24 protein-coding genes are annotated in these 25,394 nt (G+C 66.3%); 13 read left to right on the top strand and 11 right to left on the bottom strand.

The annotated features are described in order from the left end of the window. The 8 genes from ACEWX3_RS04165 to ACEWX3_RS04130 all read left to right on the top strand — a co-directional run bounded on the left by ACEWX3_RS04165 (window position 1) and on the right by ACEWX3_RS04130 (window position 7,875). The gene (locus ACEWX3_RS04165) at window positions 1-1,446 is read left to right on the top strand and encodes an FtsK/SpoIIIE domain-containing protein (RefSeq protein WP_036376246.1); all 1,446 of its coding nucleotides are present in this window, start codon (window positions 1-3) and stop codon (window positions 1,444-1,446) included. Next, the gene (locus ACEWX3_RS04160; protein ID WP_229480067.1) at window positions 1,439-2,920 is read left to right on the top strand and encodes a replication initiator; all 1,482 of its coding nucleotides are present in this window, start codon (window positions 1,439-1,441) and stop codon (window positions 2,918-2,920) included. Before ACEWX3_RS04165 ends, ACEWX3_RS04160 begins: the two co-directional genes overlap by 8 nt. After that, complete coding sequence (locus tag ACEWX3_RS04155) at window positions 2,913-3,080, top strand: hypothetical protein (protein ID WP_165804665.1); 168 nt, start codon at window positions 2,913-2,915, stop codon at window positions 3,078-3,080. Before ACEWX3_RS04160 ends, ACEWX3_RS04155 begins: the two co-directional genes overlap by 8 nt. 355 nt (window positions 3,081-3,435) lie before the next feature. Continuing rightward, window positions 3,436-4,251, top strand: coding sequence for a hypothetical protein (locus ACEWX3_RS04150; RefSeq protein ID WP_051558595.1), 816 nt, complete (start codon window positions 3,436-3,438; stop codon window positions 4,249-4,251). A gap of 228 nt (window positions 4,252-4,479) precedes the next feature. After that, window positions 4,480-4,755: a hypothetical protein gene (locus ACEWX3_RS04145; protein WP_036376325.1), complete on the top strand. Its 276-nt coding sequence runs from the start codon at window positions 4,480-4,482 to the stop codon at window positions 4,753-4,755. Next, window positions 4,752-6,029: a hypothetical protein gene (locus ACEWX3_RS04140; protein ID WP_067991401.1), complete on the top strand. Its 1,278-nt coding sequence runs from the start codon at window positions 4,752-4,754 to the stop codon at window positions 6,027-6,029. The genes ACEWX3_RS04145 and ACEWX3_RS04140 overlap by 4 nt, the downstream gene beginning before the upstream one ends. A 20-nt stretch (window positions 6,030-6,049) precedes the next feature. After that, the gene (locus ACEWX3_RS04135; protein WP_185291709.1) at window positions 6,050-6,448 is read left to right on the top strand and encodes a hypothetical protein; all 399 of its coding nucleotides are present in this window, start codon (window positions 6,050-6,052) and stop codon (window positions 6,446-6,448) included. A gap of 518 nt (window positions 6,449-6,966) precedes the next feature. Beyond that, window positions 6,967-7,875: an Abi family protein gene (locus tag ACEWX3_RS04130; protein ID WP_051558597.1), complete on the top strand. Its 909-nt coding sequence runs from the start codon at window positions 6,967-6,969 to the stop codon at window positions 7,873-7,875. Window positions 7,876-8,068: 193 nt separating this feature from the next. On the opposite strand, the gene ACEWX3_RS04125 is transcribed toward ACEWX3_RS04130, so the two are convergent. The 5 genes from ACEWX3_RS04125 to ACEWX3_RS04105 form a co-directional block, all read right to left on the bottom strand. Further along, complete coding sequence (locus ACEWX3_RS04125) at window positions 8,069-9,508, bottom strand: recombinase family protein (protein WP_073908059.1); 1,440 nt, start codon at window positions 9,506-9,508, stop codon at window positions 8,069-8,071. 12 nt (window positions 9,509-9,520) lie between these two features. Beyond that, window positions 9,521-10,924 (bottom strand): DUF222 domain-containing protein, encoded by a 1,404-nt coding sequence (locus ACEWX3_RS04120; protein ID WP_374158739.1) that lies wholly within the window; start codon window positions 10,922-10,924, stop codon window positions 9,521-9,523. 200 nt (window positions 10,925-11,124) lie between these two features. Then, window positions 11,125-12,561, bottom strand: a complete 1,437-nt coding sequence (locus tag ACEWX3_RS04115; protein ID WP_207064631.1) for an APC family permease — start codon at window positions 12,559-12,561, stop codon at window positions 11,125-11,127. An 18-nt stretch (window positions 12,562-12,579) separates the two neighbouring features. After that, complete coding sequence (locus ACEWX3_RS04110) at window positions 12,580-13,608, bottom strand: SDR family NAD(P)-dependent oxidoreductase (protein ID WP_374158738.1); 1,029 nt, start codon at window positions 13,606-13,608, stop codon at window positions 12,580-12,582. Continuing rightward, window positions 13,605-14,225, bottom strand: coding sequence for a TetR family transcriptional regulator (locus ACEWX3_RS04105; RefSeq protein WP_207064632.1), 621 nt, complete (start codon window positions 14,223-14,225; stop codon window positions 13,605-13,607). The genes ACEWX3_RS04110 and ACEWX3_RS04105 overlap by 4 nt, the downstream gene beginning before the upstream one ends. A gap of 72 nt (window positions 14,226-14,297) precedes the next feature. Here ACEWX3_RS04105 and ACEWX3_RS04100 point away from each other — a divergent pair, with 72 nt between their 5' ends. After that, window positions 14,298-15,158, top strand: a complete 861-nt coding sequence (locus ACEWX3_RS04100; protein ID WP_221354369.1) for an esterase family protein — start codon at window positions 14,298-14,300, stop codon at window positions 15,156-15,158. Here the strand turns inward: ACEWX3_RS04100 and purD are convergent. Next, entirely contained in the window at window positions 15,155-16,423 is a 1,269-nt protein-coding gene (gene purD, locus ACEWX3_RS04095) for a phosphoribosylamine--glycine ligase (RefSeq protein WP_207064634.1), read from the bottom strand. The genes ACEWX3_RS04100 and purD overlap by 4 nt on opposite strands. 170 nt (window positions 16,424-16,593) lie before the next feature. On the opposite strand from purD, the gene ACEWX3_RS04090 reads away from it, so the two are divergent. Further along, window positions 16,594-17,826 (top strand): cytochrome P450, encoded by a 1,233-nt coding sequence (locus ACEWX3_RS04090; protein ID WP_374158737.1) that lies wholly within the window; start codon window positions 16,594-16,596, stop codon window positions 17,824-17,826. Window positions 17,827-17,925: 99 nt separating this feature from the next. Continuing rightward, window positions 17,926-18,519 (top strand): TetR/AcrR family transcriptional regulator, encoded by a 594-nt coding sequence (locus tag ACEWX3_RS04085; protein WP_374158736.1) that lies wholly within the window; start codon window positions 17,926-17,928, stop codon window positions 18,517-18,519. Here the strand turns inward: ACEWX3_RS04085 and ACEWX3_RS04080 are convergent. The 5 genes from ACEWX3_RS04080 to ACEWX3_RS04060 are packed head-to-tail and all read right to left on the bottom strand — an operon-like array spanning window position 18,516 to window position 23,318. After that, complete coding sequence (locus ACEWX3_RS04080) at window positions 18,516-19,742, bottom strand: hypothetical protein (RefSeq protein ID WP_374158735.1); 1,227 nt, start codon at window positions 19,740-19,742, stop codon at window positions 18,516-18,518. The genes ACEWX3_RS04085 and ACEWX3_RS04080 overlap by 4 nt on opposite strands. After that, entirely contained in the window at window positions 19,732-20,175 is a 444-nt protein-coding gene (locus ACEWX3_RS04075) for a carboxymuconolactone decarboxylase family protein (RefSeq protein WP_221354359.1), read from the bottom strand. Before ACEWX3_RS04075 ends, ACEWX3_RS04080 begins: the two co-directional genes overlap by 11 nt. Before the next feature lie 5 nt (window positions 20,176-20,180). Next, window positions 20,181-21,041, bottom strand: a complete 861-nt coding sequence (locus tag ACEWX3_RS04070; protein ID WP_374158734.1) for an NAD(P)-dependent oxidoreductase — start codon at window positions 21,039-21,041, stop codon at window positions 20,181-20,183. Next, on the bottom strand, window positions 21,038-21,802 hold the full coding sequence (locus ACEWX3_RS04065; RefSeq protein ID WP_374158733.1) for an SDR family oxidoreductase: 765 nt from the start codon (window positions 21,800-21,802) through the stop codon (window positions 21,038-21,040). Before ACEWX3_RS04065 ends, ACEWX3_RS04070 begins: the two co-directional genes overlap by 4 nt. A 46-nt stretch (window positions 21,803-21,848) precedes the next feature. Continuing rightward, window positions 21,849-23,318: an aldehyde dehydrogenase gene (locus tag ACEWX3_RS04060; RefSeq protein WP_374158732.1), complete on the bottom strand. Its 1,470-nt coding sequence runs from the start codon at window positions 23,316-23,318 to the stop codon at window positions 21,849-21,851. 175 nt (window positions 23,319-23,493) lie between these two features. Between ACEWX3_RS04060 and ACEWX3_RS04055 the strand changes: the two genes are divergently transcribed. Together ACEWX3_RS04055 and ACEWX3_RS04050 are read left to right on the top strand one after the other, a co-directional pair. Further along, entirely contained in the window at window positions 23,494-24,090 is a 597-nt protein-coding gene (locus ACEWX3_RS04055) for a TetR/AcrR family transcriptional regulator (protein ID WP_207064642.1), read from the top strand. Window positions 24,091-24,164: 74 nt separating this feature from the next. Then, window positions 24,165-25,382: a cytochrome P450 gene (locus tag ACEWX3_RS04050; protein WP_374158731.1), complete on the top strand. Its 1,218-nt coding sequence runs from the start codon at window positions 24,165-24,167 to the stop codon at window positions 25,380-25,382. The last annotated feature ends 12 nt before the right edge of the window (window positions 25,383-25,394 follow it).

Raw genomic sequence — 25,394 nt, 5'->3', positions numbered from 1 at the left:
ATGACTTCAAACAATAAGAACACCAACAACACTCAATCTGACAATGACGACTGGCTCGGGGATCTGGTCATGTCACTCTTCACCGCCGCGGGATACTTGCTGTGGTGGGCGGTGCTGTTCCCCGCCATCAGTCTCCCGATCATCGCCAGCCTGGCGCTCGGCATCACCCACGGACCCCGCGGCGGGATCGTCTGTGCGATCGTGTTCTGCGCCGGGTATGCGGGGTGGGCGTGGCTGGACCCGCGGTCGTTTCGCTCGTGGGTGACCGAACCGGTACGGCGCCGCTGGTTGACCTGGTCGCGCTACACCCGCGCCTGGGAATCGACATGCACCCTGCACGGACTGACCGCAAAACTCGGTGACCGCACCCTCACACCAACCCTGCGCACCGTAACGATCGGAAGAACCACCGATGTGCTGGCGGTGCGGATCGTCACCGGCCACTCCCCGACAGATTGGCACAAACAATCCGAGGCGCTGGCCGCGGCCTGGCGCGCCGACCGGATCACCATCACCGCCACCGCGCCCGGCGAACTGCGGATCACGCTGATGCGCGGGGATGTGCTGGCCGACCCGATCGCCCTACCGATGCCCACCCCGGCCACACCGGTGGATCTGGAGTCAGTGCGGGTCGGGATCACCGAAACCCGCCACCCCTGGCACATGCCGCTGTTGGGGCATCACCTCCTGGTCGCGGGCGCGACCGGCGCGGGTAAAGGCAGCGTGTTGTGGTCGCTGATCGCCGGGATCGCGCCCGGGATCAAGACCGGCCTGGTCCGGTTGTGTGTCATCGACCCCAAAGGCGGCATGGAACTGGGCGCCGGCGCACCCATGTTCACGGTATTCAGCCACGACGCCACCGACACCACCCTCGAACTCCTGCGCACGCTCGTCACGGTGATGCACGAGCGGGCCAATCGGCTGCGCGGCCACACCCGGCTGCACACCCCGACCCCATCTGAGCCGTTGTTTGTGGTGGTGATCGATGAGATCGCCGCACTCACCGCCTATGTGACCGACCGCAAGATCCGCACCGAAATCGAACAACTGCTCGGGCTACTGCTCTCCCAAGGCCGGGCGGTGGGGATTTCGGTGGTGGCCGCGGTGCAAGACCCCGCCAAAGACACTCTCCCGGTGCGGCAGCTGTTCACCGTCCGGATCGGGCTGCGGCTGACCGAAGCCACCCAAACCACCATGGTCCTCGGACAAGGCGCCCGCGATGCCGGGGCGGAATGCGACCGCATCTCCGACGCCACCCCGGGCGTGGGCTACATGCTCATCGACGGAACCACCCAACCCGTGCGGGTACGGGCCTTCCACGTCACCGACCACGACATCACCACCCTCGCCACACAGTTCCCGCGCCCCGCTCGGCGGCCGACACACAACCAGCGGCCACGCAGCACCGACAGCGGCCGGACGCCGAACGAGGGCACTGGTGAATAACCCCACACCACCACAACTCGCCCTGCCCGGCATTCCGGATACGGTCGACACCGCCACAGTGATCGATGAGATGGTGCGCCGCGCGGCCTCGATGGGGTACGAATCATGGTGGCGGCGTGCGGAATCGGTCGGCTTCTGCGCCCACCCCATCCAACTGGTCGGCGCCGATGAATACGGGCGGCAGCGGGTGGTATGGACGCGGTGCAACAACCGCCGCGCCCACATCTGCCCCTCCTGCTCGGACCTCTACGCCCGCGACACCTGGCAACTCGTGCACGCCGGTGCCGCCGGCGGCCACCACGACATGCCCATCACGGTGGCCGATCGCCCGCAAGTGTTCCTCACGCTGACCGCGCCCAGCTTCGGCCCCGTCCACACCACAGGCGATAGCGCGCACAAGCAGCGGGTGTGTCGGGACCACCATCGCACCGGTGGCTATCAGCGCTGCCGCCACGGAAAACCGTTGTGGTGCAGCACTGTCCATGACGATGATGACGACCAGGTCGGTCAGCCATTGTGTGCCGAATGCTATGACTATGTCGGGCACGTGCTGTTCACCTGGCACCTGCCCGAACTGTGGCGACGATTCACCATCGCCCTGCGCCGCGCACTCCGCAAGAACCTAAAAGCCGTCGGGGTCGACCCCGACTGGATCCGGGTGAGCTTCCTCAAAGTCGTTGAACTGCAAGCCCGCGCCATCCCACACATCCACACCCTGATCCGGCTGGACCCCCACGACGACAGTCAGCAGAGTGACTGGGAATCACCCGTGGGCGCAACCGAGCTCGCCGCGATCATCCAGCACGCCGCCCGCAGCGTCAGCCTGACCGTCAACGACCCCTGCGCGGACGATGGCGTGCGGGTGATCCTCTTCGGCGGCCAAATCGACACCCGCCCCATCACACCCACCGATCCGGTGAAGAAGGTGTCACCAGAGCAGGATTCGTCGACCGGTCGGTCACTGTCTGGCCGGCGGGTAGCGCGCTACCTCGCCAAATACGTCACCAAATCCCTAGCCGACCTCGGCATCAGCGCCCGCCGCCTGTCCACCGAAGCCATACCCGACCTGGACGTGTCCGAGCATGTGCGCGCAATCCTGACCACCATCAGCGATCTCGCCGACAGAGGACTCAGCGGCGTCAGGCGCTGGCTGCACACCCTCGGGTTCCGAGGTCACATCACCAGCAAATCCCGCCGCTACTCGACCACAATGACCGCACTACGCCAACATCGCGCCACCTGGACCCGCGAACAGAACGCGAAAAATACTGCACACCAGCACAACCCGGTCACCCAAGACGGGGACGGCGATGAACTGGTGGCGTGGGAGTTCGACCGCGCCGGCCACACCAGCCTCGGTGAGCGCACCCTGACCATCACCGCCGCACTACACCGCATCCAGCAACGACGCACTGCGTGCGAAGCGCTACAGAACCAGCGTCGTGACATGCAGGGCGAGGTGCCCGATGGCTAACCCACAGGCGCACGTGAGCAACCACCAAAGTGAAAAGTCCTACAGTCGTGAAGAATTCACCGCCTGGCTTGTGCAGTCTTGTGAGCGGCAACAGCTCGCGGTCACCATCACCAACCCGGCTGTTCTCGCCGATATCGCCACCCTGCTGCGCAGCACCTGACCGAACGTGGGCGAGCACTACCGATAGGTTGCCCGGTCAAGCATTGTTTTCGGTCTCTGGGCGCATCACGACACTTTGCGGTGGGCGGGGGCTGATGTCCAGGCCACAGCTGCAACGCGGGCGAACCCCGGTTCGCGCCTTGACGCCAGCCCCTGGCCGCCGCGCACCATCAGTCGCGGCCAGAAAACCCCCCGGCCAACGGCCCGCCGGCGACCGCATTGGTGTGGCGGTCGCTGGTGGGATTCCCTGCTCACGGTGTCCGAAGATCGCCACAACATGACCACGCGTCCCTTCGCTACGGCAGGACACGGCGCGTCGCACCCACGGTGGGCGCCGCACCGTCAGAATTGATCTCATGACTGGTTGGCATCGCCACGCAGCAGCAACGCTGCGCAGATTGTGGCAGCGCCCCGGCCGCACGGCCGACATCCACATGTGGCATCTCGACGCTGTCGCCACTTCCCGCGTCCAGGCGTTCCGCGACGAACGGGGACACGGCCTGGCACTGATCACCTTGCGCGACGGTGACCGCGGCGCCAGTCACGTTAACGCCGCCGAAGCCTACCGACGCACCATCTGGGCGGAGTTCTTCGGCAAGCACACAGCGCCGCCGACCCTCATCTTCAACCTGCTCAACCCGCGTCTTCGCTACAAGGGCTGGCCGAACGTCGTCGCGATCGACTACGACACCCAGGGTAGGTTCGCGCATTGCCGGGAGGTCGACGCCGAGGAACTGGCAACACTGCACCGTCTGGGCGCCCAGTGGGATCATGGCGGGGGATACGTCCCTTACACCCCGCCGCCTCCCACCCATGCCGTCGTGCTCCGGCGTATCCCGGTGCGTGAACTCCCCGGCAGCCAGCCGTTCCGAGACATGGGGCGTTACCTGGCCGTCGACTGGGCCGCAGCCAGCATCGCTGCCCTGCAGGGCAGCAGCGAACACGATCTGCCCGCGGACCTGCCGGCAGATATCGCTGAGGCCGCGCGGTCGTTGTGGTGGGACCCGATCAGCCTCATCCGCGAACCGGGCGAGCCCTTGAGGTTCATGAACGGTCAGCACCGCGCGGAGGCGATGCGCCAACAAGGCGCAGTCGAGACGATCGTCGAAGAACTGCGGCCGGTCGACGCCCGACCACTGCCGGGGGAGCTTCAGACAATCAGTGAGTGCTGAAGCCGCTTGGCTGATGCGGCATGGCGCCCTCTGGCCCAGCGAAGGCGTGCCGTTCACCTTCTTCACCCTGCCCCCACGAGCACGGCACCGTTTCCTCGGTCGGGATGGCTGTCCGACCCGGTCCTATGCGGGCCATATCGAGTGACAGCAAACCCGTCGACGCTGGCGAACAGTGTGGTGGTCAGGTGATACTGTGCTGGATAGCTATCTGTGGTCGAGGGGGATGTGGTGACAGATCGGCTGGCCGTTGACGCGGCGGGGCTCGATAAGGCTGCGGTCGGCAGTGCGGAGATCGCGCAAGGACTTGCCACCGACTCCGGTGGTAACGCAGGAGGGAGCCAGCCAAGCCATGCTGGTGTGGCGGCGCTGGACCGCGCGCTGGCCGCGCTGCGGGTTGGCCAATCCCGACGGGTCGCGGGCCAGGGCAGTGATCTGCGGACCGCGGCGACGGTGTACACCCACAGCGACGAGGCCGCCGCCGAGAACGTGACGAGGACTATATGAGCGCGGTGACAACACCAGTAGGTGCGCTACTGACGCGCTCACAGATCGAAACCTGGGACAGGACCCACCTTGAGCACGCGGCAGCGCGATGGCGAATATCAGCCAGTGAATCTGAGGAACTGTTCGAACAGCACCGCCGCAACATCGCCGCGCCCGGTGGCACCGACTGGGAAGGCACCGCCAAAGACGCCGCACTCGACCGGGTCACACAGGACACCAACGTCGTACGCGCGGCCGGTGACACCGTGCGCGCCGCTGCCGACCTAGCGCAGGCCGGCGCCGACGATCTGCGGGCGGCCCAGCGGGCTGCGCTGGAAGCGATCGCCGAAGCCGAAGCCGACGGGTTTCGGGTCGGCGACGACTTGAGCGTGACCGATACTCGGCGCCTCGATTTGTCGACCATCGCCGCCCGCCACACTGCCGCCGCCGAGCACACCGAGAACATCCGGTGGAACACTGAACAACTCGTAGCCACCGACACCCTAATCGGCCGGCGGATCACCGCCAAAGCCACCGAACTCGACGGAATCACCTTCGTCGAGGAGAACGGTGGCCACGACGGCACCGTCCAGCTCGTCGACAGCGAAACCCGCGATCGGGACGCCCGCCATCCCGACGGACGCGAACGCGATCCCGACGGCGAGTACGGGCGGCGGGTGCGCGACGATGGCTTGTTCCGGCGACCCGAAGGCGGAGACAGCGGCGGCGCTGACTGGCTCGACAGCGACTGGGCGGGACGGGCCATCCTCGATCGCTACCTGGTTGGCGGTGGCCGTGACTGGACCATCCAGGACAACCCCGAATGGTCGCAGTACATGATGGACCACAACGGGCTGGCCCGAGAACTCGACGGCCAGGTACGTGGCCAGGCGCAACAGTCACTCAACGAGTACTTGGCCGGCCACGGGGCGCAGCGTGACTACTCTGCGCAGTTCGCGGCGACAACGCAGAACGGCGAATCCATCACCGGATACCAGTACCTCAACGGCACCAACGATGACGCGGGCGGCTTCAGAATCAACGGGACAACCCACGTGGAACCGCTATCCGCCGGCACGTACAAGGTGACGGTCGACGGCGGCTATCAGTGGAACGACATCATCGATGCCAACGCTCAGTATGCGACGGACACGTTCAAAGACCGAATCGCCGAGATCATCACCCTCGGTCAGGCGCACCCTTACCAGATTCACATCGGCTGGCACAGTCAAACCGAGTTTGTCCTCGACCAAAGCGGAGCTTTGGTCACCGCGAAAGGCTACCCGTACCAATGACATTCCGAATCGTCACCACTGTGACGCTGGTACTCGCCGTAGCTGCGGCCGTTGTGGGCTGCGGCCTCTTCGGTCGCGACAGCGAGACCGATGAGCGCGCCGTGCGCCCCGGCGAACCGAAACCCTCGCCATCAGGGCTCTATACCGCCTACGCCGAGGACGGCGCTCCTCAGAACACCGTGAAAACGTTGGTCGATGTCATCCGCGACAAAGACGGCAACGAGGTCTACCGCGACGATGCCGCCTACAGCACCCGCCACGGCGTGCTGTTCACCTGGCTATCGACAGAACCTAATCAGCTGTGGATCCTGTCCAGCGACGTAGGAACCTTCCACGTCGCGCCCGACAACGACGGCACCTGGACAAAACAGCACGCAACCAACGTTCCCCCGGAGATCAAAGATCTACGTGGATACTGATCCCGAACGGGGGCGCACACCACCATCTCGCGCAGGCTGTCTATCGGCTAGGCACGCTGGCCGCCGCGTGCTTGCCTCGTGCGTCTGAGAACGGTCTCGGCGGATCACGTTCCGGCGTGAAGATGCCCAGCAACGCACCGTTCGCTGTGACCACGTCGCGACTGCTCGGGCAGACGGGGTCGTCCCCATTGCTAGTCCCGCCGCTGGCCGGGCAGACCCCTCGGTCGGCACACGGTTACCCGAGCGATGACGTCGTATCTGCCCCCGACGTTCGTCGGCCCCGACGCTCAACTGGTGGGCATCGGAACACCGACCTCATCAGGCATTTCGATGCATACGAACGGTCAACAGCGGGTAACCTCCCCGACATACTGTGATCTACAGTGGTGAACATCGCGATGCACGGGCAGTTTTCATTGTCGCCAAAGTCGTGTAGGTTGTAGTTAACAGACCCCGCCAGGGCTAGAGCGCAAGCTTCCCCAACCAGGCGGGGCTTTTTATTGGCTAGTATCCCCGGAATGGCCAAACCCGCACTGCCGATTGACAAGCAGATCGAGCTGCTGGTCCAACGAGGACTGCCCATCCCGCTGCCACCGGACGACGATTACGAGCAGCGCAAGGCCGAGTACCACGCAGCGGTACGCCTGCTGATCGACAACAACTACTACCGACTCTCGGGTTACTGGAGATACTTCCAGGTCCGGCCCGGACACGGGGACAACCGGTTCACCGCCGGCGGCACCGTGGCACAGATCACTGCGACCTACACTTTCGACCACGAACTTCGCTGCATCCTGATGGAGGGACTGTCGATCCTGGAAGTGACCTTCCGTTCGCGCTTTGCCTACTACATCGCAATGCATATGCCGGTGGATAGCTATCTGGAACCGGCGTCCTACATCGACAGGCGAGACCGCTACGGCAACGTTCTTCGCGATTTGCTGATCGCCGACATCCACGACGAACTCACCCGCTCAAAAGAGAAATTCGTGGCGCATCACACCGCAAAGAACGAGACGCCGCCGGTATGGGCAGCGGTGGAGGTGTTCAGCTTCGGAACACTGTCGAAGATGTATGGACTGCTCGATCAGCACACCGTGCGCACCGCCGTGTGCAAAACCTTCGGGTTTCCCCACTCCGGATTTACCGCATCACTCATGAGATCGATGGTCGTCCTGCGCAACATCTGCGCTCACCACTCACGTGTATGGCATCGCGTTCCCGACGTCCCGCCACCAGTACTCAACAAATTCAAGCACGTCGAGCCGCAGCTATATCAGACAGCCTCACCATGGGCATGGCTGGTGATGCTCGCCGACCTCGTCGACACCATCCGCAGGGACAAAACGTACTCGTCAAAGTTGTGGGCACACATCGACTCTCGGCCCGATCTCCGCGACGGGTACCAATATCCACGACACACCTGAAACGTTCGGCAAGCGGAGGGTTCCCAGTGGAGTGTTTCTGGGGCGCAAGCAAAGCCGCACGAGAAGCGCGTCGATACGTGTCAATCGTCGCCGACCTGGCCAGCCGCTCGCTCGGTGGGCGCGTCCCCGGGCGAACTGGCGATCGACCGACGCTGGCTCAAATCCGAGAAGCCAACGGCACGCCGAACGACATCTAGATGCGCCACGCTGGCTGGACGCGATTGATGTCGAGGCTGCGCGAGCCGGGGTTGCCGGGTGCGATGACGGCGTGATCGAGCACTGATTTGATGATGGCTTGTTGGCGGTCGATGTCGAGGTCGTCCCATTGGCCGCGCAGCACCTCGCCGCAGCCAGCCAGATCCACCACCGAGCTAGTGTCGGTAGCGTGCGCGATGTCGCGGCGAGCCTGGGCGATCCGCTCGGTGATGGGGTCGCGGGCGGCAATCCATTCCCGCGCAGACACCGCGCCGGCGGCATACAGTCCGGCAAGCTCATCCAAGCGGGCCTGGTCGGCTTCCAGCTGGGTCGCCAATGCGGCGACATCAGCATCCACACTGGACTTACCTGCCAATGCCTCCGCGAGCTGCGGGGAGTCCAACCGGGTCAACACAGCATCAGTGAGCAGTTCCTCGACCGGCGACGCCACCACCGTCAGACGGCCGCAGCCGCCGTGATCGGGGCCTTTCAAACACACGTAGCGGCGGACCCGGTTGTCTGGATTGCTGTGGCGTGCTTGGGAAAACAATCGATTCCCGCAGCGCCCGCAGCGCAACATGCCCGACAGAAGGTAGGTGCGTGGGGCGCGGGTTTTGGTCAGTGCCCGGGTCGCCATGCGGGCCAAGATGCGGTCGCGTTCGGCCGGAGTGATGATCGCTGTCCAGGTCGCGGGGCCGATCACCTCGCCGTGGTGCTCGCGCAGGCCAGCGATACGCCCGGAGGTAAGGATTTGGCGTACCGCGGAGGTCTGCCACGACTTCGCGACGGCCGGGGCAATGCCGGCATCGTTGAGCCAGATGGTCAATGACCGGATCGAGGCGCCGGCCAGGTAGCGGTCGACCATCTCGCGAATGACCTTGGCCTCAGCGTCGCGCAGGGTGATCTTGTCGGACTCGTACCCGAATGGGCGTACCGAGCCGTGCGGCAGTCCTTGTTCGGCGTTCTGCAACAGCTTGCGACGCACGCGGGCGGATTTGCGCCCGGATTCTTTGGCAGCAAACGCGGCAAAGATGCGGGCCATGAACAGCCCGTCATCATTACCCAGGTCAATGTCGGCGGTCACGGTAGCGACATCGCGCACGCCCGACGATTCACACAGCGTCACGAATTCTTCCAGTTCGACTGGCCGGCGGTGCAGCCGATCGAGGTTGTACACGATCACCGCATCCCGGGCACCGGATGTCAGGTCGGCCAACATGCGGGCATACTCGCGGCGCGGCTTACCGGAGTAGGCCGAAACGTCGTTGTCGACATATTCATCGCCGATCGGCCAGCCCCGATCGGCGGCGAGCTTGCGGCAATCTTCCAACTGCCGCGCCACCCCGAGCCCGGTGCCCTCCACATCCGCCGAAATTCGGGCATAGATCGCCACTGACCGCACCCCGACGCGCTGACCTGGACTCTTTACCTTCGCCATGAGGGTAGTTTACTAGCACCTAAGCTTCGACGGGTGAGTCGGTCCGATCGGATAAGGCACCGTGTGGTCGATGTCGGCCAGTGAGGCGGGCCGATCGCAGCCAGGGAACCGGCAGGTCAGGTCACGGCAGCGGACGAACGCGGCGGTGGCGGCAGATGGAGTGTAGCGGGGTTCGGGATCGGTGATCCCCGGGTGAAGCACCTCACGGAACCGGGCGCCGTCCATCACCTGAGCCAGGAGCCAGTTCGGAGTGACACCGGCACCAAATATGAAGGCCGGCAGAGCCTTCGGCGCCTTGCATTCAGCCGCGCCCGTCACGTCCGGCTCAGCTGCATCCGGACCAGCCACATCCGGTCCAGCCGCCCCAGTCATGTCAGCCGCGCCGGTCACATCCGGTCCAGCCGGCCCAGCCATGTCAGCCGACCCAGCCACGTCCGGTCCAGCCGACCCAGCCACGTCCGGTCCAGCCGACCCAGCCACGGCAGCCTCAGCCGGTCCAGCCGCCCTGTCGCGCGTCACTTCCTCGCAATCGCGCTGGGCATCGTCGTCGAGCCTGTGAGTGGAATCGGGATTTGAGGCATCTGCTGCTTCGGCTATGGCGGCCCGCTCGGCGATGACGTAGATGGTGGTGTCGCGGGCGGGCCGCCTGCCGGCCGCCTCGCAGCCCTCCGTGCCGCACTGACAAGGCAGGCTGTCCATCTCGAGACCGAGGGCCGCGAAGGCGTCGTTGCGTCGCTCGTCGAGGCTGCGCGGATCAGCCTCGCAGACGCTGTGAGCCAGGTCCTCCACCCGCGCTCTCATGGCTGCGGCGTCGGCGGCATTCATTCGCGCGTACAGGCTGGTGATGCCCGGAACGTCCTTCGGGCCGCCGAATTCCACCGTGCGTGACGAGCCCGATTCGCGGCTGCGTCGCAGCGCCCCCGGGTCGTGGCGGTCGACGATCGCGTCGATGGCACGTTCGACTTTGGGCGCCGACAGAGGTCCCCAGCCGGTGATCACCTCGGCGAGGTCTGCGTCCACGGCCGCCATCGCGGTCTCGTCGTCGATCAGGTAGGTGCGCCACACGATGGCGCGCACCAGGATGTCGTTGATCAGGCCGGCCTCGAACAGCGCCGCCACTCTGGGCAGCCGGTCACGCAATGCCACCCCACGGTGGGTCTGAGCCAACGCCAGCCCTTGCGTCAGATCGAGAGCGGCGGCCAGCTCGGCGGCCACCGCGGCATCCGGATCGACCCACCAGTCTTCTCGCTCCTCAGCAGCCAGACCGGTGCGGCGGGCGAAGAGTTCGGCCATCACCGCCAGCTTGCGCGCGCCCGCCGCGTTCTCCGCCCGCGCCCAGCCCCGCGCCGCGTCAACGAGCTCGCGCGCACTCAGTTTCCCCAGGGAGGGAATCTCCGGCAGCGATTCGTCGAACACGTGTTCGATTTTATGTCGACCCGCCGACATGCGGCCAACACAAGTTGGGCGCCCTGTGGATAAGTGTGATCACCTGTGATGGTCGGCGAGCCCTACTGAGGCACGCCGCCCCCGACGCGAGCCCCCCGAGCGCCAGACGGCACCCAGCGTCCGGCGCGAACTGTCGGCACTCGGAGTGACGGCGAGCGCCCGACTGCCGCTCAGTCCGGCCCGGACCCCAGGTGCGTCGGGTCGGTGATGTGGCCGTCGCGAATGCCGAGCTGCCGGTTGATCAACTGGGTGACGAAGAACAACACGATGCCGATGATCACCAACGCCCCGGCAACGAGGTACTGCTGCGCGGGTCGGCCCGACAGCGGCGTCACGAGATACAGCGAAACGAGGAAGCCGATGACCGGCAGCACCGTCGGGGTCTTGAAGTAGCCGCCGGCCTGCCGGACGTCGCGCCGGAGCACCAGCACGGCGACGTTGACAACCGCGAACACCGCCAGCAGCAGCAGGCTCGTGGTGCCGCCGAGCACCGAGATCGCGTTGTCGCTGGCGGCGGTCGAGACGTAGATGATCAGGCCGAACGCGATCACGGTGGTGAAGATGATGGCCGCCCAGGGCGAGCGACGGGTCGGATGCACCACCCCGAGTCCCGGTGGCAACACATGCTGGCGGGCCATCCCGTAGATCAAGCGGCTGGCCATCAACATGTTGATCAGCGCGGTGTTCGACACGGCGAACATGGTGATGAACGGGAAGATCTCGTCGATGGGCAGCCCAGGTGCGCCCGCTTTCACCACCTCGACAAGCGGGGTGTCGCTGGCCTGCAGTTCACCCACGGGCACGAGCGCCACGGCCACGATAGACACCAGGATGTAGACGATCCCGGCGATCGACAGACCTGACAGCAGGATCTTCGGGAACGTCTTGACGGGGTCTTTGGTCTCCTCGGCCATGTTTACCGAGTCCTCGAAGCCGACCATCGCGAAGAACGCCAACGACGTCGCTGCGGTGACGGCCATGAAGGTGTTCTTCTGGTCGGCGGTGTCGAACGCGACGACCCGCGAGAAGTCGACGTCACCGCCGCTGAACGCCCACATGCCGACCATGATCACGGCGACCAGACCGGTGATCTCGACGATGGTCAGCACCACGTTCAGCTTGATGCTCTCACCGACACCACGAAAGTTGATGGCTGCCAGCGCCGCCATGAAACCCAGTGCCAGCAGCGCCACCCCGAGCTTCGACGGCTCGGCCATGCCGATGCCCTCGAAGAAGTTCGCCGAGAAAGCACGCGATGCCGTTGAGGCCGAGGTGATTCCGGAGCACATGACCACGAACGCGACGAGGAACGTGACGAAATGGATGCCGAATGCCTTGTGCGCGTATAACGCTGCGCCCGCAGCCTGTGGGTACTTGGTCACCAGCTCCAGGTAGCTGAACGCGGTGACGGTGGCGACGGCGAAGGCGACCAGGAACGGGAGCCACGCCGCCCCACCGACTTCGCCCGCCACGTCGCCCACGAGCGCGTAGACGCCGGTACCGAGGATGTCACCGACGACGAACAACAGCAGCAGCCCCGGGCCCATCACACGCTTGAGCTCGGGGGTGTTCTCCTCGGTCTGCTGACCTGCGACCGACTCCGACATCGCGCCTCCCCCAGATGATCAGTTGTGCTCGGACACTACGTTGCGCTCGGTGCCGGTCAGCGCCGACACCTGGTTCAGAAAGGCAGCGGCGGCTCGCGGGTCCTGGTGCCGTTGCCAACCGAACGTCGTCGGCCGCTGCACGCGGTCGTGCCAGAAGTGACCCGGTTTCGACTCCGGACACGTCGCCACCAGCCACACCGCGGTGTCGGCTCCGTCCTCGGCGCCCCGCAGCAGCGGCTTGGTGACGCTACGAAACACCGGCAGGGCTTCGGCCACCCCCGGCGTCTCGACCCATCCCGGATGGGCACTGTAGACATGAACGCCGCTGCCCGTCATGGCCTTCGCCCATTCATCGGCGAGCACAACCTGCATCCGCTTCGTCCGGGCATAGGTCCGGACGCCGTTGTAGGGGCCGTCGCGGGATTCGAGTTCGTCAACCGACCAGCGTTGCAACGGTGCGGTGTACATCCCGCCAGAGGACATGAACACCACGGCAGCCCGGTCCGGTACCTGCAGCAGATCCAGCAGCTGCACAGTCATCAAGTGCGGACCCAGGACATGGCAGGCGAGCTGGATCTCATGCCCCTGCGGAGTTTCGTCGCGACGCTTGGGCATCAGGCCCGCGTTGTGCACCAACCCGTGCAGCGCGTCGACGCGGCCGGACAGATCAGTCGTCCAGCCCCGTACCGCGTCGAGGTCGGACACGTCGCAGACTTCTTCCACGACCTCCGCGTCGGGGACCGAGGCGCGGACCGCGCCTGCGCTACGGCTCACCCTGGCGGCGTCGCGGCCGAGCAGGTGCACGGTGGCGCCGAGTCGCGCGAAGCTACCGGCCATCGCCTCCCCGATACCCGACGTCGCGCCGGTGACCACCACCCGCTTGCCCGCCATGGCGTTCGTCGCCGGGTCAGCCGGCCACCACAGGCGGCGCACGCCGGAGCCGAGTTTGGTGTAACCCAGCACGACGGACCGGTCCAGCGCCGCGTCGACGACACCACCCAGGGATTTACCGATCGCCACGGACAGGGAAATAACCAAGCTGGTCACTTCGCAAACGAGACGATCGGCGCCAGCACGTCGATCACGCCGATCAACGTCGCTCTGGCCGTCTCGCGCGGACTCACTCCGTCACCGACGAGCGCGGCGACCACTGCTCCGTCGACCGCGCAGACGAGCGCGCTCACCAACTCGGGGCGCACACATCTGCCGGACCGCTCGATGATCTCGACGACGGCCTCGGTGCGCTGCTTGAGGATATGACGCTGCACATTGCGCAAACCCGGCTGCCGGGCACAGGCGATCAACCGCTCGTAGCGCGAGATGAGATATTCGCTGACCCGTTCGGGGCTGTCGCCGACGAGCAGGTCGACGAGGATGTCGGCGATGGACTCCGCACTGCGCCGGCGCCGGGACAGCATGGCGACCTTGTCGTGAAGCTGTTGCGTCTCCTGCGTTCCGACGTATTCGACCGCCTTGGCGATGAGATCGTCCAACGACGAGAAGTAGTACGTCGTCGACGCCAGCGGGAGCCCGGCCCGGCGCGCGACGGCTCGGTGGCGTACCGCGTCGAAGCCACCCTCGCAGAGAAGATCGGCAGCGGCGCTGACCAGCGCGCACCGCCGTCGTTCTCCCTTGGGAGTGACCGCAGCCGTCACTCTTTGCATGCTGCCAGTCACAGGGTTTGCGCATCGGCCTTTTGACCAATCACCAGCTAATCCTCAGCTCGGAGCGGTGGCATGATGGCGCGCATGTCTGCCATCAACCGCCGCGCGGCACTGCGCCTGGGGTTACGCACCGGCCTCGCGGCGCTGGGCGCCTGCACCGCGGGCTCCGCACTGGCGAGCACCCCCGCCGCAGCCGTACCGCCGGCACCTCTGGCACCACCGCGTCCGACGTACGAGTCGGGGTCGTTCAGCTCGGCGGCCCGCGGCGGTGCGTCGACCAACTGGATCATCGCGCGCCCGCCGGGGCAGACCGAGCCGCTGCGTCCAGTGATCCTTCTGCACGGCAAGGACTCCAATGCGCAGACGGTGATGTCGATGGGCGCCGAACGGTTTCTGGCTGACGCGGTGGCCGCCGGGGTGGCTCCGTTCGCGCTGGCTGCCGTCGACGGGGGGAACGGCTACTGGCATCGGCGCGCCTCCGGAGACGACTCGGGGGCGATGGTGCTCGACGAGTTCGTCCCGCTACTCGCCGACCACGGTGTGGACACGTCGCGGGTGGCCTTCCTCGGTTGGTCCATGGGCGGATACGGCGCGATGCTGCTGGGTTCCCGGCTCGGCGCGGCACGCACCGCAGCGATCTGCGCGGTCAGCCCGGCGCTGTGGACGAGTGCCGGTGCGGCCGCGCCGGGGGCGTTCGACGGGCCCGACGACTATGCCGCCAACAGCGTGTGGGGGCTGGCGTCGCTCGACGGCATTCCGTTGCGCATCGACTGCGGTGACGACGACCCATTTTCCGCGGCGACCCGGCAGTTCATCGCCCAGCTGCCGAATCCACCGGCGGGCGGCTTCACACCCGGTGGCCACAACGCCGCGTACTGGTCGTCGCAACTCAGCTCGGAATTGGTCTGGGCGGCGCCGTTGCTGACGGCCTAGACCGAGATCCGGCCCTCCTGAGCGGCGAGGCCGATGTCGCTGCGGAAGTGACTGCCGGGCAGGCGGATCGAGCCGATCCGGGCGTATGCGGCGTCACGCGCCGCGGCCAGGTCGTCACCGACGCCGACCACCGAAAGCACTCGGCCGCCGGAGGACACCACGGCCCCGTCGTCGCGCCGGGCGGTACCCGCATGCAGAACGCCGTCGCCGTCCGCGCCCTGGATGACGTCACCGACTCGCGGCCGGCCGGGGTAGTTCTCGGCGGCCAGCACTACCGCGACCGCCGCGCCGTCACGCCACTGCAGGGGCGGTTGGCCGGACAGTTCACCGGTGGCAGCGGCACGCAGCAGTTGACCGAGCGGGGACTCGAGCAGAGCCAGGACCGCCTGGGTCTCCGGATCGCCGAAGCGGCAATTGAATTCGACCACCGCGGGCCCCTGCGAGGTGACGGCCAGCCCGGCATAGAGCAGGCCTGAGAACGGGCAGCCGCGGCTGACCAGTTCCGCGGCAACGGGTTTGACGATCTCGTCGACGATGCTCGCCGTCACCTCACCGGGCAGCCACGGTAACGGGGTGTAGGCCCCCATGCCGCCGGTGTTGGGTCCGCTGTCCCCGTCACCGACCCGTTTGAAGTCCTGGGCGGGCAGCAACGGGACGACGACGTCGCCGTCCACGACGCAGAACAGCGACACCTCGGGCCCGTCGAGAAAGGACTCGAGCAGCACAGGATGACCGGCCTCGAGCAGGCTCGCGGCATGTGCGCGGGCAGCGTCGCGGTCAGCGGTGACGACCACGCCCTTACCGGCGGCCAGACCGTCGTCCTTGACCACCCAGGCCGCGAACCCGCCCGGGGGACCGAAGCGGTCCAGTGCGGTGTCGAGGTGGGCGGGGTTGTCGACGATCTCGCTGGTCGCCGTCCGTACGCCGGCAGCGGCCATGACGTCTTTGGCGAACGCTTTCGACCCCTCGATGCGGGCGGCCTCTCTGGTCGGGCCGAAGCAGTCGATTCCGGCCGCGCGCACCGCGTCGGCCACCCCGAGCACCAGCGGCACCTCGGGTCCTACGACCACCAGATCGGCGCCGATCCGGGTGGCCAGCGCGGTGACGTCCTCGCCGGACGTCACGTCGACCTCGTACTGGTCGGCCACGGCCGCGGTCCCGGCATTGCCGGGCGCGACCGACACCGTGTCGACCTCCGGGTCTCGGCGCAGCGCAAGCAGCAGCGCGTGTTCACGGGCTCCGGATCCGACCACCAGGACGTGCACAGGTCACCACCCTAATGCCCGCCCGCCAGGTGGGGCAGCCACCGCTCCCTCACTGACGCCGAGCGTCCCGGCACCGCGAACACCTTCGACGCCGATCGCTCGGCCATACAGTTTGTCGAGCTAGTGTATGGTCGTAGCGAAGTGTTGTACGTCACACAGGAGCGATCACCATGACCACCGCTGCGAGCTGCCCTTTTCTGCCCCGAGGCTATGACTTCACCGACCCCGACGTCCTCGTCGAAGGCATTCCCGTCGAGGAGTTCGCGCAGCTGCGCAAGACCGCGCCGGTCTGGTGGAACGAGCAGACCGACACGATCTTCGACGACGGCGGCTACTGGGTGATCACCCGTCACGCCGACATCAAGGACATCTCCCGCAACAGCGGACAGTGGTCGACCAACCGCAAGGGTGCGGTGATGCGGCTGCCCGACGGGGTCACCGCAGAACAGCTGGATCTGACCAAGGCGCTGCTGATCAACCACGACGCACCTGAACACACCCGGCTACGCAAGATCGTGTCGCGGCTGTTCACCCCGCGCGCCGTCGCCGCGCTCGAGGAGAAGCTGGCCGTCGCGTCCCGGGAAATCGTCGCCGCCGCGGCCGCCAAGAGCTCCGGTGACTTCGTTGCCGACGTCGCGATGAACCTGCCGCTACAGGCCATCGCGGATCTGATCGGAGTACCGGAGGCGGATCGCGAGCGGCTCTTCCATTGGACGAACTGCATCATGAACACCGACGACCCGGACTTCGACTCCGACCCGACCACCGCCAACGCAGAACTGATGGGCTACGCGTACACGATGGCTGAGGAACGGCGCCGCTGTCCTGCCGACGACATCGTGACGCGATTGGTCCAGGCCGACATCGATGGCGAGGCGATGGAGGACGTGGAGTTCGCGTTCTTCGTGATCCTGCTGGCGGTGGCCGGCAACGAGACCACCCGCAACGCGATGACCCACGGCATGAACGCGTTCTTCGACAATCCGGACCAGTGGGAGTTGTTCAAGCGGGAACGCCCCGACAGCGCAATCGACGAGATCATCCGGTGGGCCACTCCGGTGCACTGCTTTCAGCGCACCGCCCTGGAGGACGTCGAACTGGGCGGGGTGACGATCCGGGAGGGCCAGCGCGCGGGATTGTTCTACAGCTCAGCGAACTTCGACGAGGACGTCTTCGACCGGCCGTTCGAGTTCGACATCCTGCGTAATCCCAACCCGCACCTGGCATTCGGCGGCAACGGAGCGCACTACTGCATCGGGGCGAACCTGGCCCGCATGGAGATCAAACTGATCTTCGACGAGCTCGCCGACCAGGTTCCCGACATCGCCAAACTGGCAGAGCCGAAGCGGCTGCGCTCAGGGTGGATCAACGGCGTCAAGGAACTCGAGGTCTCCTACCGCTAGAACCTGCGTTGAGAGTGCATCCACGGCGGGAAAGTGCGAGTGACGCCCGCCGCCAGCGCAGCCTCAACGGTGAATGCCGGCGGTGGCTAGAGTGCATCCGTGCGCACCCACGGTTGGTCCGGAGCCAAGCCGGCCTCGGATGAGGAGGCCATCGCACGCATCCTGGACGCTGCCGGCAAGACCATCGAACTTCATGGCGCGGACTTCAGCATCAGCGACGTGGCCCGCACCGTCGGGGTGACCCGCCAAACCGTCTATCGCTATTTCGCCAGTACCGAGGCACTTCTGGTCGCCGCGGCGGTGCATGCGGTCGACGGATTCCTGGAGCGCTTGACCGAGCACGTCGCAGGGATCACCAGCCCACCCGAAGCGGTCACCGAAGCCGTGGCCGCTGCACTGGAGTGGCTACCCCGGGAGAAGTACATCGGAATGCTCATGGTGCCCGGCGGCTCCCAGCACGCCGAATCGGTCACCTCCGATGTGGCCCTGCGCTTCGCCCGCGACATGGTCCAGCGCCTCGACGTCGACTGGGCCGCGGCAGGTTACAGCGAGGCCGATCTCGAGGAACTGGCCGAGCACCTGCTGCGCATCATCCAGTCGTTCGTCATCGACCCGGGCCGACCGCCGCGCCGCGGTCAGGAGCTTCGCGCGTACCTACACCGGTGGGTCGGCAGGGCGCTGCGGCCGGGTTAAACCACCGTCAGCGGAAGCGACCTCCGGTCTTCGAAGACCCAGGATGCCCCACCCGAGACCTTGCACACCGAGACCTCGGAGAATTCCTCGGCAGCGGTGTCTGCGGTGACGACCCTTACTGTCCAATCGTTTTCGGTGCCGCTGAGTTCGGCCCGCAGGTGCGGGTCGACGGCCTGGACGATCGCCTGAACCGGCCGGTCGGCCGCGGGCGACACCAGTGAGATCCATGCTCCGTCGTCATGGGCCGGCGAGCGCCGCACATGCACGTACTCGGGATCGATGTCGGCGAAGACGTAGGCCGCCGGATTGAGTAGCGGGTGCAGCTCCAGCACCCGCAACGCGCCCTTGGCGTCGGAGGGAATTCCCAACGCTGCGCGAATACGGTCGGCGGCCACACCGGCGATACCGGTCAGCGCCTTGTATCGAATCGATTCCTCCAGCGCGACATCGCCGTTGGCGCGCGCACGGACCGCGAGATTGAATGACAGCACCAACAGGTGCATCTGCAGACACACTTCGTCGGCGATGCGCACCAACGCCGAATGGGAGAACGCACCGAAGTCCACGTCCGACAGCAGCGGCCCCGCATAATCGGCCAACCCGTCGTCGTCGCGATCGATCGGCTCGAGCACGGTGTTGTGCGCGTTGGTGGCCGCAACGATGTCGAGCTGCGGGATGAAGTCCACCTCGGGGTGGGAATCGTCGATGATCACCGTCCACGCGCAGTGCGGATGCCGGTCTGAGGGCGTGCGCGGCGGCCGGTGGATCGGACGCACCTGGCATCGACGATTGGTGGCGAGCGCGGTGGCGTCGAACGTCGGATCCTCGATGTCGTGGCACATCCCGCGCACGTAGTCCTCGCCCATCGGTTCCACGTCGAGCAGGGCGCCGCAGTGGTCGAGGTGGAACTCGCCGTGCCACCGGTCGTGCACGGTGTACCGAAAATCCATGAACTGCGGCGGCGCGCCGATGTCCAGCTGCAAACCCTTGAAAACGGTGACGATGTCGACGCCTTCGTAGTCGAGCGCCTTCTGCATCCGCTTGGTGTACAGCGGGCTGGCGCCGGCCCACTCCTCGATCGCGATCTGCAACATCTCCTCGCGGCCGAACGACGAGATGCACCAAGCCATTCCGGACCGGTCGATCAACTGACCGATGAGCAGCAACTCCGGGACGAGGACAGCGAGTTCCTCGCGGGAGAGCGCTGCGTACCTACTCATCACCGAGACGACCTCCCGAATGCATGTTCACCGCAGCGTTGACATTCGCCCGCTTGTCCTCGGCCTGCCCCTTCTCGGCAGCCTTCTTGCGCTGCTTGGCCACCTTGGAGACGACGCCGTCGAGCTTCGATCCGAGCGGAAAGCCCAGGTAGTGGGTCAGAAAGACCGCCATCTCCTTGAGCTCCTCGACGGTGAGCTCCCCGTTGGCCAGAGCGGCGTTGGCCTGGATCTCGGCCAGATCGGCATTGCCGACCGCGGTCACCACGGTCAGCGTCATCATCCGCTTCTCCCGCATCGACAGGCCCGGCCTGGTCCAGATGTTGGCGAAGAGGTGGTCGACGGTGAGGTCGAAGTACGGATCGCCCTCGACGTTGGGCATCTCCCAGCCGTACACCTCGTTCATCTTCTCCAGGCCTCTGCGGCGCGTCTCGTCCATCCGCGTTACTCCTTCACCGTCGAGGTCGTGTGTGGCACGCCGAGGCCGGCGGCCAGATCCCGCAGGGCGATTTCGGCCAGCGGAAGCTGCACTCCGTTGGCCTCACCGAGGCGCAAGGCCAGGCGCAGGTCCTTCTCCCCCAGCCCCCGGGTGTGGACGAACATGTCGTGAAGGAAGTGGTCCGGCGCCAGCGGGGTGGTGTCGTCGCGGTACATGATCGCGCCGGGCCCACCGCTCTGCTCGTCGCTGTGCCGCACCACCCGTCCGAGCTTCTGCAGATCGATGCCGGCCGCCTCCGCCAGGCGTTGCGCTTCGCACACGGCGGCGAAGCCGACGAAGGTCAGCATGTTGCGGGCCAGTTTCATCCGGGTGCCCGCACCTGGTTCGCCGGCCCGCACCACCATTGAAGCCCACTTCTTGAACACCGGCTTGACGATGTCGTAGGCCTCGTCGTCCGCACCGACCATGACGGCCAGTTCGCCCTTGTCTGCTGCACCGGCTCCACCGCTGACGGGGGCATCCACGACGTGGACACCCCTGCTGCGCAACTGGTCTGCCAGTTCAGGAGCGGTCTCCGGTTCGATCGTCGAGTGGATCGCGATGACGGTTCCGGCCTTGGCATGCTCACCGAGCTCGCCGACCACCTCGCGCACCTGATCGTCGTTGAGCACCGTCACGCTGATCACGTCGGCGGCGGCGACATCGGCGACACTGTCGGCCATCGTTGCCCCGAGCTCTGCCAGCGGCGTCATCGCGTCGCGGCGCACGTCGAACACCACGAGGCCGCCCGGCCAGTCGACCAGGCGCTTGGCCATCGGCGCACCCTGGTTGCCCAGGCCGATGTAGCCGAGCTTGGGTTCGCTCATGAGCGGATGATCTGTCCGCCGTCGACATTGAAGATCTGGCCGGTGATCCACTTGGCCTGATCCGAGAGCAGGAACAGGCACATGCCGACCAGGTCCTCGGGCTCGCCCATGCGCGACAGCGGCAGCTTCTTGACGATGTCCTCGACGATCTCCTGCGGAGTGGAGGTCCTGTTGGCCTCGGTGTCGATCGGGCCCGGGGCGATCGCGTTGACCCGGATGTTCTGGCCGCCGAGCTCGGTAGCCAGCTGCTGGGTCAGTCCGTTGACGCCGGCCTTGGCCAGGCCGTAGAAGTTCGAATACAGCCACGCCGCGGTCGAGGACTGGTTGACGATCGCGCCGCCGCCCCGCTTGGCCATCTTGCGGTACACGGCCCGGGTGCACACCAGCGCGCCGTCGAGGTTCACGCTCATGAACTTCTTGTAGTAGTCCCAGTCGACGGTGATGAGGAAGTCCAACTTCATCCCGCCGAAGATGGCGGCGTTGTTGACCAGGTAGTCGATGCCGCCGAACTCCGAGAGCGTCTGGGCTGCCATGTCTTTGGCGGAGTCGGGATCAGAGACATCGACCGGTACCGCCAAGGCCGTGCCGCCCTCACCCTTGATCCCGTCGACGACCTTCTGCGCCCCCTCGGTGTTGATGTCGGCGACGACCACCGCTGCGCCTTCGCGTGCCAACGCCTCGGCGTAGGCCTGGCCGATACCGCCGCCCGCCCCGGTGACGATCGCCACCTTCTCGTTGAACTGATCTCCGTAAAGTCCCACGGGTGCCTTCCTTGTCGGGTTCGATCCCTGTCGAGTTCGAGCGGAGTTACTGCGCTGCTGTGGCGATCGCCTTGATCTCGAGGTATTCCTCGAAGCCGGCCAGACCCATCTCCCTGCCGATGCCGGACTGCTTGTAGCCGCCGAACGGCATGTCCGCCGAGTACCAGACGCCGCCGTTGACGTTGACGGTGCCGACCCGCATCCGGGCGGCGATGCCGGCGGCCCGGTCGGCATCGGCCGAGAACACGGTGCCCGACAGCCCGTACGGCGAGTCGTTGGCGATGCGCACGGCGTCGTCGTCGCCGTCGTGTGCGATGACGGTCAAGACCGGACCGAAGATCTCCTCACGGGCCACCTTGGCGGTGTTGTCCAGCCCGGCGATCACCGTCGGTTCGATGAAGAAACCGGTGTCCCGGCTGGCGGGACGACCTCCGCCGCAGGCGAACCGGCCACCCTCGGCACTCGCCGAATCCAGGTAGCCCTGGACGCGGTCGCGCTGGCGCTCGGAGATCAGCGGGCCGCAGATCGTGCCCGGGTCGTTCGGGTCACCCGGCTTGAGACTACCCATGGTGGCGGCGGCGGCCTCCACGGCCTCGTCGTACCGGTCGCGCGGCACCACCAGGCGGGTGGTGATCGCGCAGCCCTGGCCGGCGTGCATCGAGGCGGTGAACGCCGCCATCGAACACGCTCCGGCGAGGTCGGCGTCGTCGAGCACGAGGAACGCCGACTTGCCGCCGAGTTCGAGGAACACCTTCTTCAACGTCGCCGCGCCGTCGGCCATCACGGCCCGGCCGGTGTTGGTCGACCCGGTGAACGACACCATGTCGACCCTCGGGTCCTTCGACAGCAACGCCCCGACACTGTGGTCGCTGGCCGTGACGATGTTGACGACACCGGCGGGGAAGTCGGTGTGCTCGGCGATCAGCTCGCCGAGCACCGCCGCAGCCCACGGCGTGTCGGGAGCGGGCTTGAGCACCAACGTGTTTCCCGCCGCCAGGGCCGGCCCGATTTTGGCGAGGTTGATCTGGTGCGGGAAGTTCCACGGCGTGATCGCGCCGACGACCCCGACGGCTTCGCGGGCGATCGTGCGGTGGGTCTTGATGCCCATCGGCGAGGCGATCCCGAGGTCACTGGTCCACTGGTAGGACTCGGCGGTGTCGGCGCAGAAGCTCAGGTCCTCCACAGGACCCTCGAGCTGGGCGGCCGAGGTCAGCATCCGGGGCGCGCCGACCTCGGCGATGGTCAGCTCCCGGAGGTCCTCGATGTGGTGACGCATGGCCTGCTGCAGCTGACGCAGGCAGCGCACCCGCAGCTCGGTGTTCGTCGACCAGTCCGTCTCGTCGAACGCCCGCCGCGCCGCCCCGATGGCCGCACCCATGTCCTCGGCACTCGCATCGGCCGCGACGCCCAGCGTTTCCTCGGTGGCGGGATTGACCGTGGGGAAGGTACCCGCACTGCCGGTGACGAGCTTGCCGTCGATGAGCAGCCGGCTCTCGCGATCGGCCAGGATTGCCATCCCACCTCCTGTGTCGTGAATCTGGACAACTGTCCGAGATAGTCGCTTCGAACGATAGACCCACACCATCGGACGAATCAAGGTCGGACGTCACGGAGACCAGCCGCATGCTGTTTCAACTGCATATTCACGCCGCTACTTGCCGGATGGCAGCAGGTTCCGATAGCTTGGACAAGTGTCCAGTGATGCTGTTGCTGCGCTCACAGATTCGACGCAGGGACCACCGCGCAACCGGCGGCAGGAAGAGACCTTCCGCAAGGTGCTCTCCGCCGGGATCGAGATGCTGCGCGAATCGTCCTACGCCGACCTGACGGTGCGCGCCGTGGCAGCCCGGGCGAAAGTGGCCCCGGCGACGGCGTACACGTACTTCTCGTCGAAGAACCACCTCATCGCCGAGGTCTACCTCGACCTGATCCGCAAGGTCGACTACTTCACGGATGTCAACGACACGACCAGCAGCCGGGTCGAGAAGACCCTGCGGGCGATGGCGCTGACGGTCGCCGACGAACCGGAGGTCGCCGCGGCGTGCACGACGGCACTGTTGTCCGGCAATGACGCAGCGGTGCGCGCGGTGCGGGAGCGCATCGGCAGCGAGATCCACCGCCGCATCCGGGCCGCGGTCGGCCCGGACCCCGACCCACGAACCCTGGCCGCGCTGGAGATGACGTTCTTCGGTGCGCTGGTCAATGCCGGCAGCGGCGCGTTCACCTACCACCAGATCGCCGACCGCCTGAGTTACGTGGTCGGTCTCATCGTCGGAGATGACAAATGAGACCCGTCGTCGGAGACGACAAATGAGACCCGTCGTCGGAGACGACAAGTGAGACCCAGCGTCGGAGAGGACCGATGACCATCAGCGACGTCAAGCTCGACCCGTACGACTACGACTTCCACGAGGATCCGTACCCGTACTACCAGCGGCTGCGCGACGAGGCGCCCTTGTACCGCAACGAGGAGCTGGGCTTCTGGGCGCTCTCGCGGCACCAGGATGTGCTGCAGGGTTTCCGTAACAGCACCACGTTGTCGAACAAGTTCGGCGTCTCACTGGACCCGGCGTCGCGCGGCCCGCATGCGTCCAAGACGATGTCCTTTCTGGCCATGGATGACCCGGACCATCTGCGACTGCGCACGCTGGTGTCCAAGGGGTTCACGCCGCGACGCATCCGCGAGCTGGAGCCGCGGGTGACCGAGATCGCGACCCGCCACCTGGACGCGATGTTGGAGAAGGTCCGCAGCAGCGACACCGTCGGCACCGTCGACTTCGTCGACGAGTTCGCCGGCAAGCTGCCGATGGACGTCATCTCCGAGTTGATGGGCGTGCCGGAGGCCGACCGGGTGCAGGTCCGGGCGTGGGCCGACGGGGTGATGCACCGCGAGGAGGGCGTCACCGACGTGCCCGCGGCGGCGGTGGAAGCGTCACTGAACCTGATCGTCTACTACCAGTCGATGGTGGCCGAACGGCGCAAACAGCTGACCGATGATCTGACCTCGGCACTGCTGGAGGCCGAGATCGACGGTGACCGCCTCACCGACGACGAGATTCTCGGGTTCATGTTCCTGATGGTGATCGCGGGAAACGAGACGACCACCAAACTCCTCGCCAACGCGGCGTTCTGGGGTCACCGCAACCCCGACCAGCTCACCGCTGTCTACGACGACCTGGACCGCGTCCCGCTGTGGGTCGAGGAGACCCTGCGCTATGACACGTCCAGCCAGATCCTTGCCCGCACCGTCGCCGGCGGACTGACGCTGTATGACACCACCATCCCGGACGGTGACGTCCTGCTGCTGCTCCCCGGTTCTGCGCACCGCGACGAGCGGGCGTTCGAGAACCCCGACGACTACGTGATCGGCCGGGAGATCGGCTCGAAGCTGATGAGTTTCGGTAGCGGAGCCCACTTCTGTCTCGGCGCGCACCTGGCCCGGATGGAGGCCCGGGTGGCGCTGGCCGAGTTGTTCAAGCGCATCAGCGGATACGAGGTGGACGAGGACAACGCCGTCCGCGTGCACTCGAGCAATGTCCGCGGATTCGCGCACCTTCCCATCGCTGTCCAGCTCCGCTGAAAGGTACTGGCA

Origin of the sequence: Mycobacterium sp. G7A2, from assembly GCF_041902445.1 — a bacterium.
Classification (GTDB): domain Bacteria; phylum Actinomycetota; class Actinomycetes; order Mycobacteriales; family Mycobacteriaceae; genus Mycobacterium.
Note: the sequence above shows the minus strand (reverse complement) of the source record. Positions and strands in the feature narration are given on the sequence as shown.

What these genes read in the sequence shown, in the direction of transcription:
- ACEWX3_RS04165 (WP_036376246.1), top strand. Translation starts at nt 1, where the DNA reads ATGACTTCAAACAATAAGAACACCAACAACACTCAATCTGACAATGAC.
- ACEWX3_RS04155 (WP_165804665.1), top strand. Translation starts at nt 2,913, where the DNA reads ATGGCTAACCCACAGGCGCACGTGAGCAACCACCAAAGTGAAAAGTCC.
- ACEWX3_RS04150 (WP_051558595.1), top strand. Translation starts at nt 3,436, where the DNA reads ATGACTGGTTGGCATCGCCACGCAGCAGCAACGCTGCGCAGATTGTGG.
- ACEWX3_RS04140 (WP_067991401.1), top strand. Translation starts at nt 4,752, where the DNA reads ATGAGCGCGGTGACAACACCAGTAGGTGCGCTACTGACGCGCTCACAG.
- ACEWX3_RS04130 (WP_051558597.1), top strand. Translation starts at nt 6,967, where the DNA reads ATGGCCAAACCCGCACTGCCGATTGACAAGCAGATCGAGCTGCTGGTC.
- ACEWX3_RS04125 (WP_073908059.1), bottom strand. Translation starts at nt 9,508, where the DNA reads ATGGCGAAGGTAAAGAGTCCAGGTCAGCGCGTCGGGGTGCGGTCAGTG.
- ACEWX3_RS04115 (WP_207064631.1), bottom strand. Translation starts at nt 12,561, where the DNA reads ATGTCGGAGTCGGTCGCAGGTCAGCAGACCGAGGAGAACACCCCCGAG.
- ACEWX3_RS04105 (WP_207064632.1), bottom strand. Translation starts at nt 14,225, where the DNA reads ATGCAAAGAGTGACGGCTGCGGTCACTCCCAAGGGAGAACGACGGCGG.
- ACEWX3_RS04100 (WP_221354369.1), top strand. Translation starts at nt 14,298, where the DNA reads ATGATGGCGCGCATGTCTGCCATCAACCGCCGCGCGGCACTGCGCCTG.
- ACEWX3_RS04090 (WP_374158737.1), top strand. Translation starts at nt 16,594, where the DNA reads ATGACCACCGCTGCGAGCTGCCCTTTTCTGCCCCGAGGCTATGACTTC.
- ACEWX3_RS04075 (WP_221354359.1), bottom strand. Translation starts at nt 20,175, where the DNA reads ATGGACGAGACGCGCCGCAGAGGCCTGGAGAAGATGAACGAGGTGTAC.
- ACEWX3_RS04070 (WP_374158734.1), bottom strand. Translation starts at nt 21,041, where the DNA reads ATGAGCGAACCCAAGCTCGGCTACATCGGCCTGGGCAACCAGGGTGCG.
- ACEWX3_RS04060 (WP_374158732.1), bottom strand. Translation starts at nt 23,318, where the DNA reads ATGGCAATCCTGGCCGATCGCGAGAGCCGGCTGCTCATCGACGGCAAG.
- ACEWX3_RS04050 (WP_374158731.1), top strand. Translation starts at nt 24,165, where the DNA reads ATGACCATCAGCGACGTCAAGCTCGACCCGTACGACTACGACTTCCAC.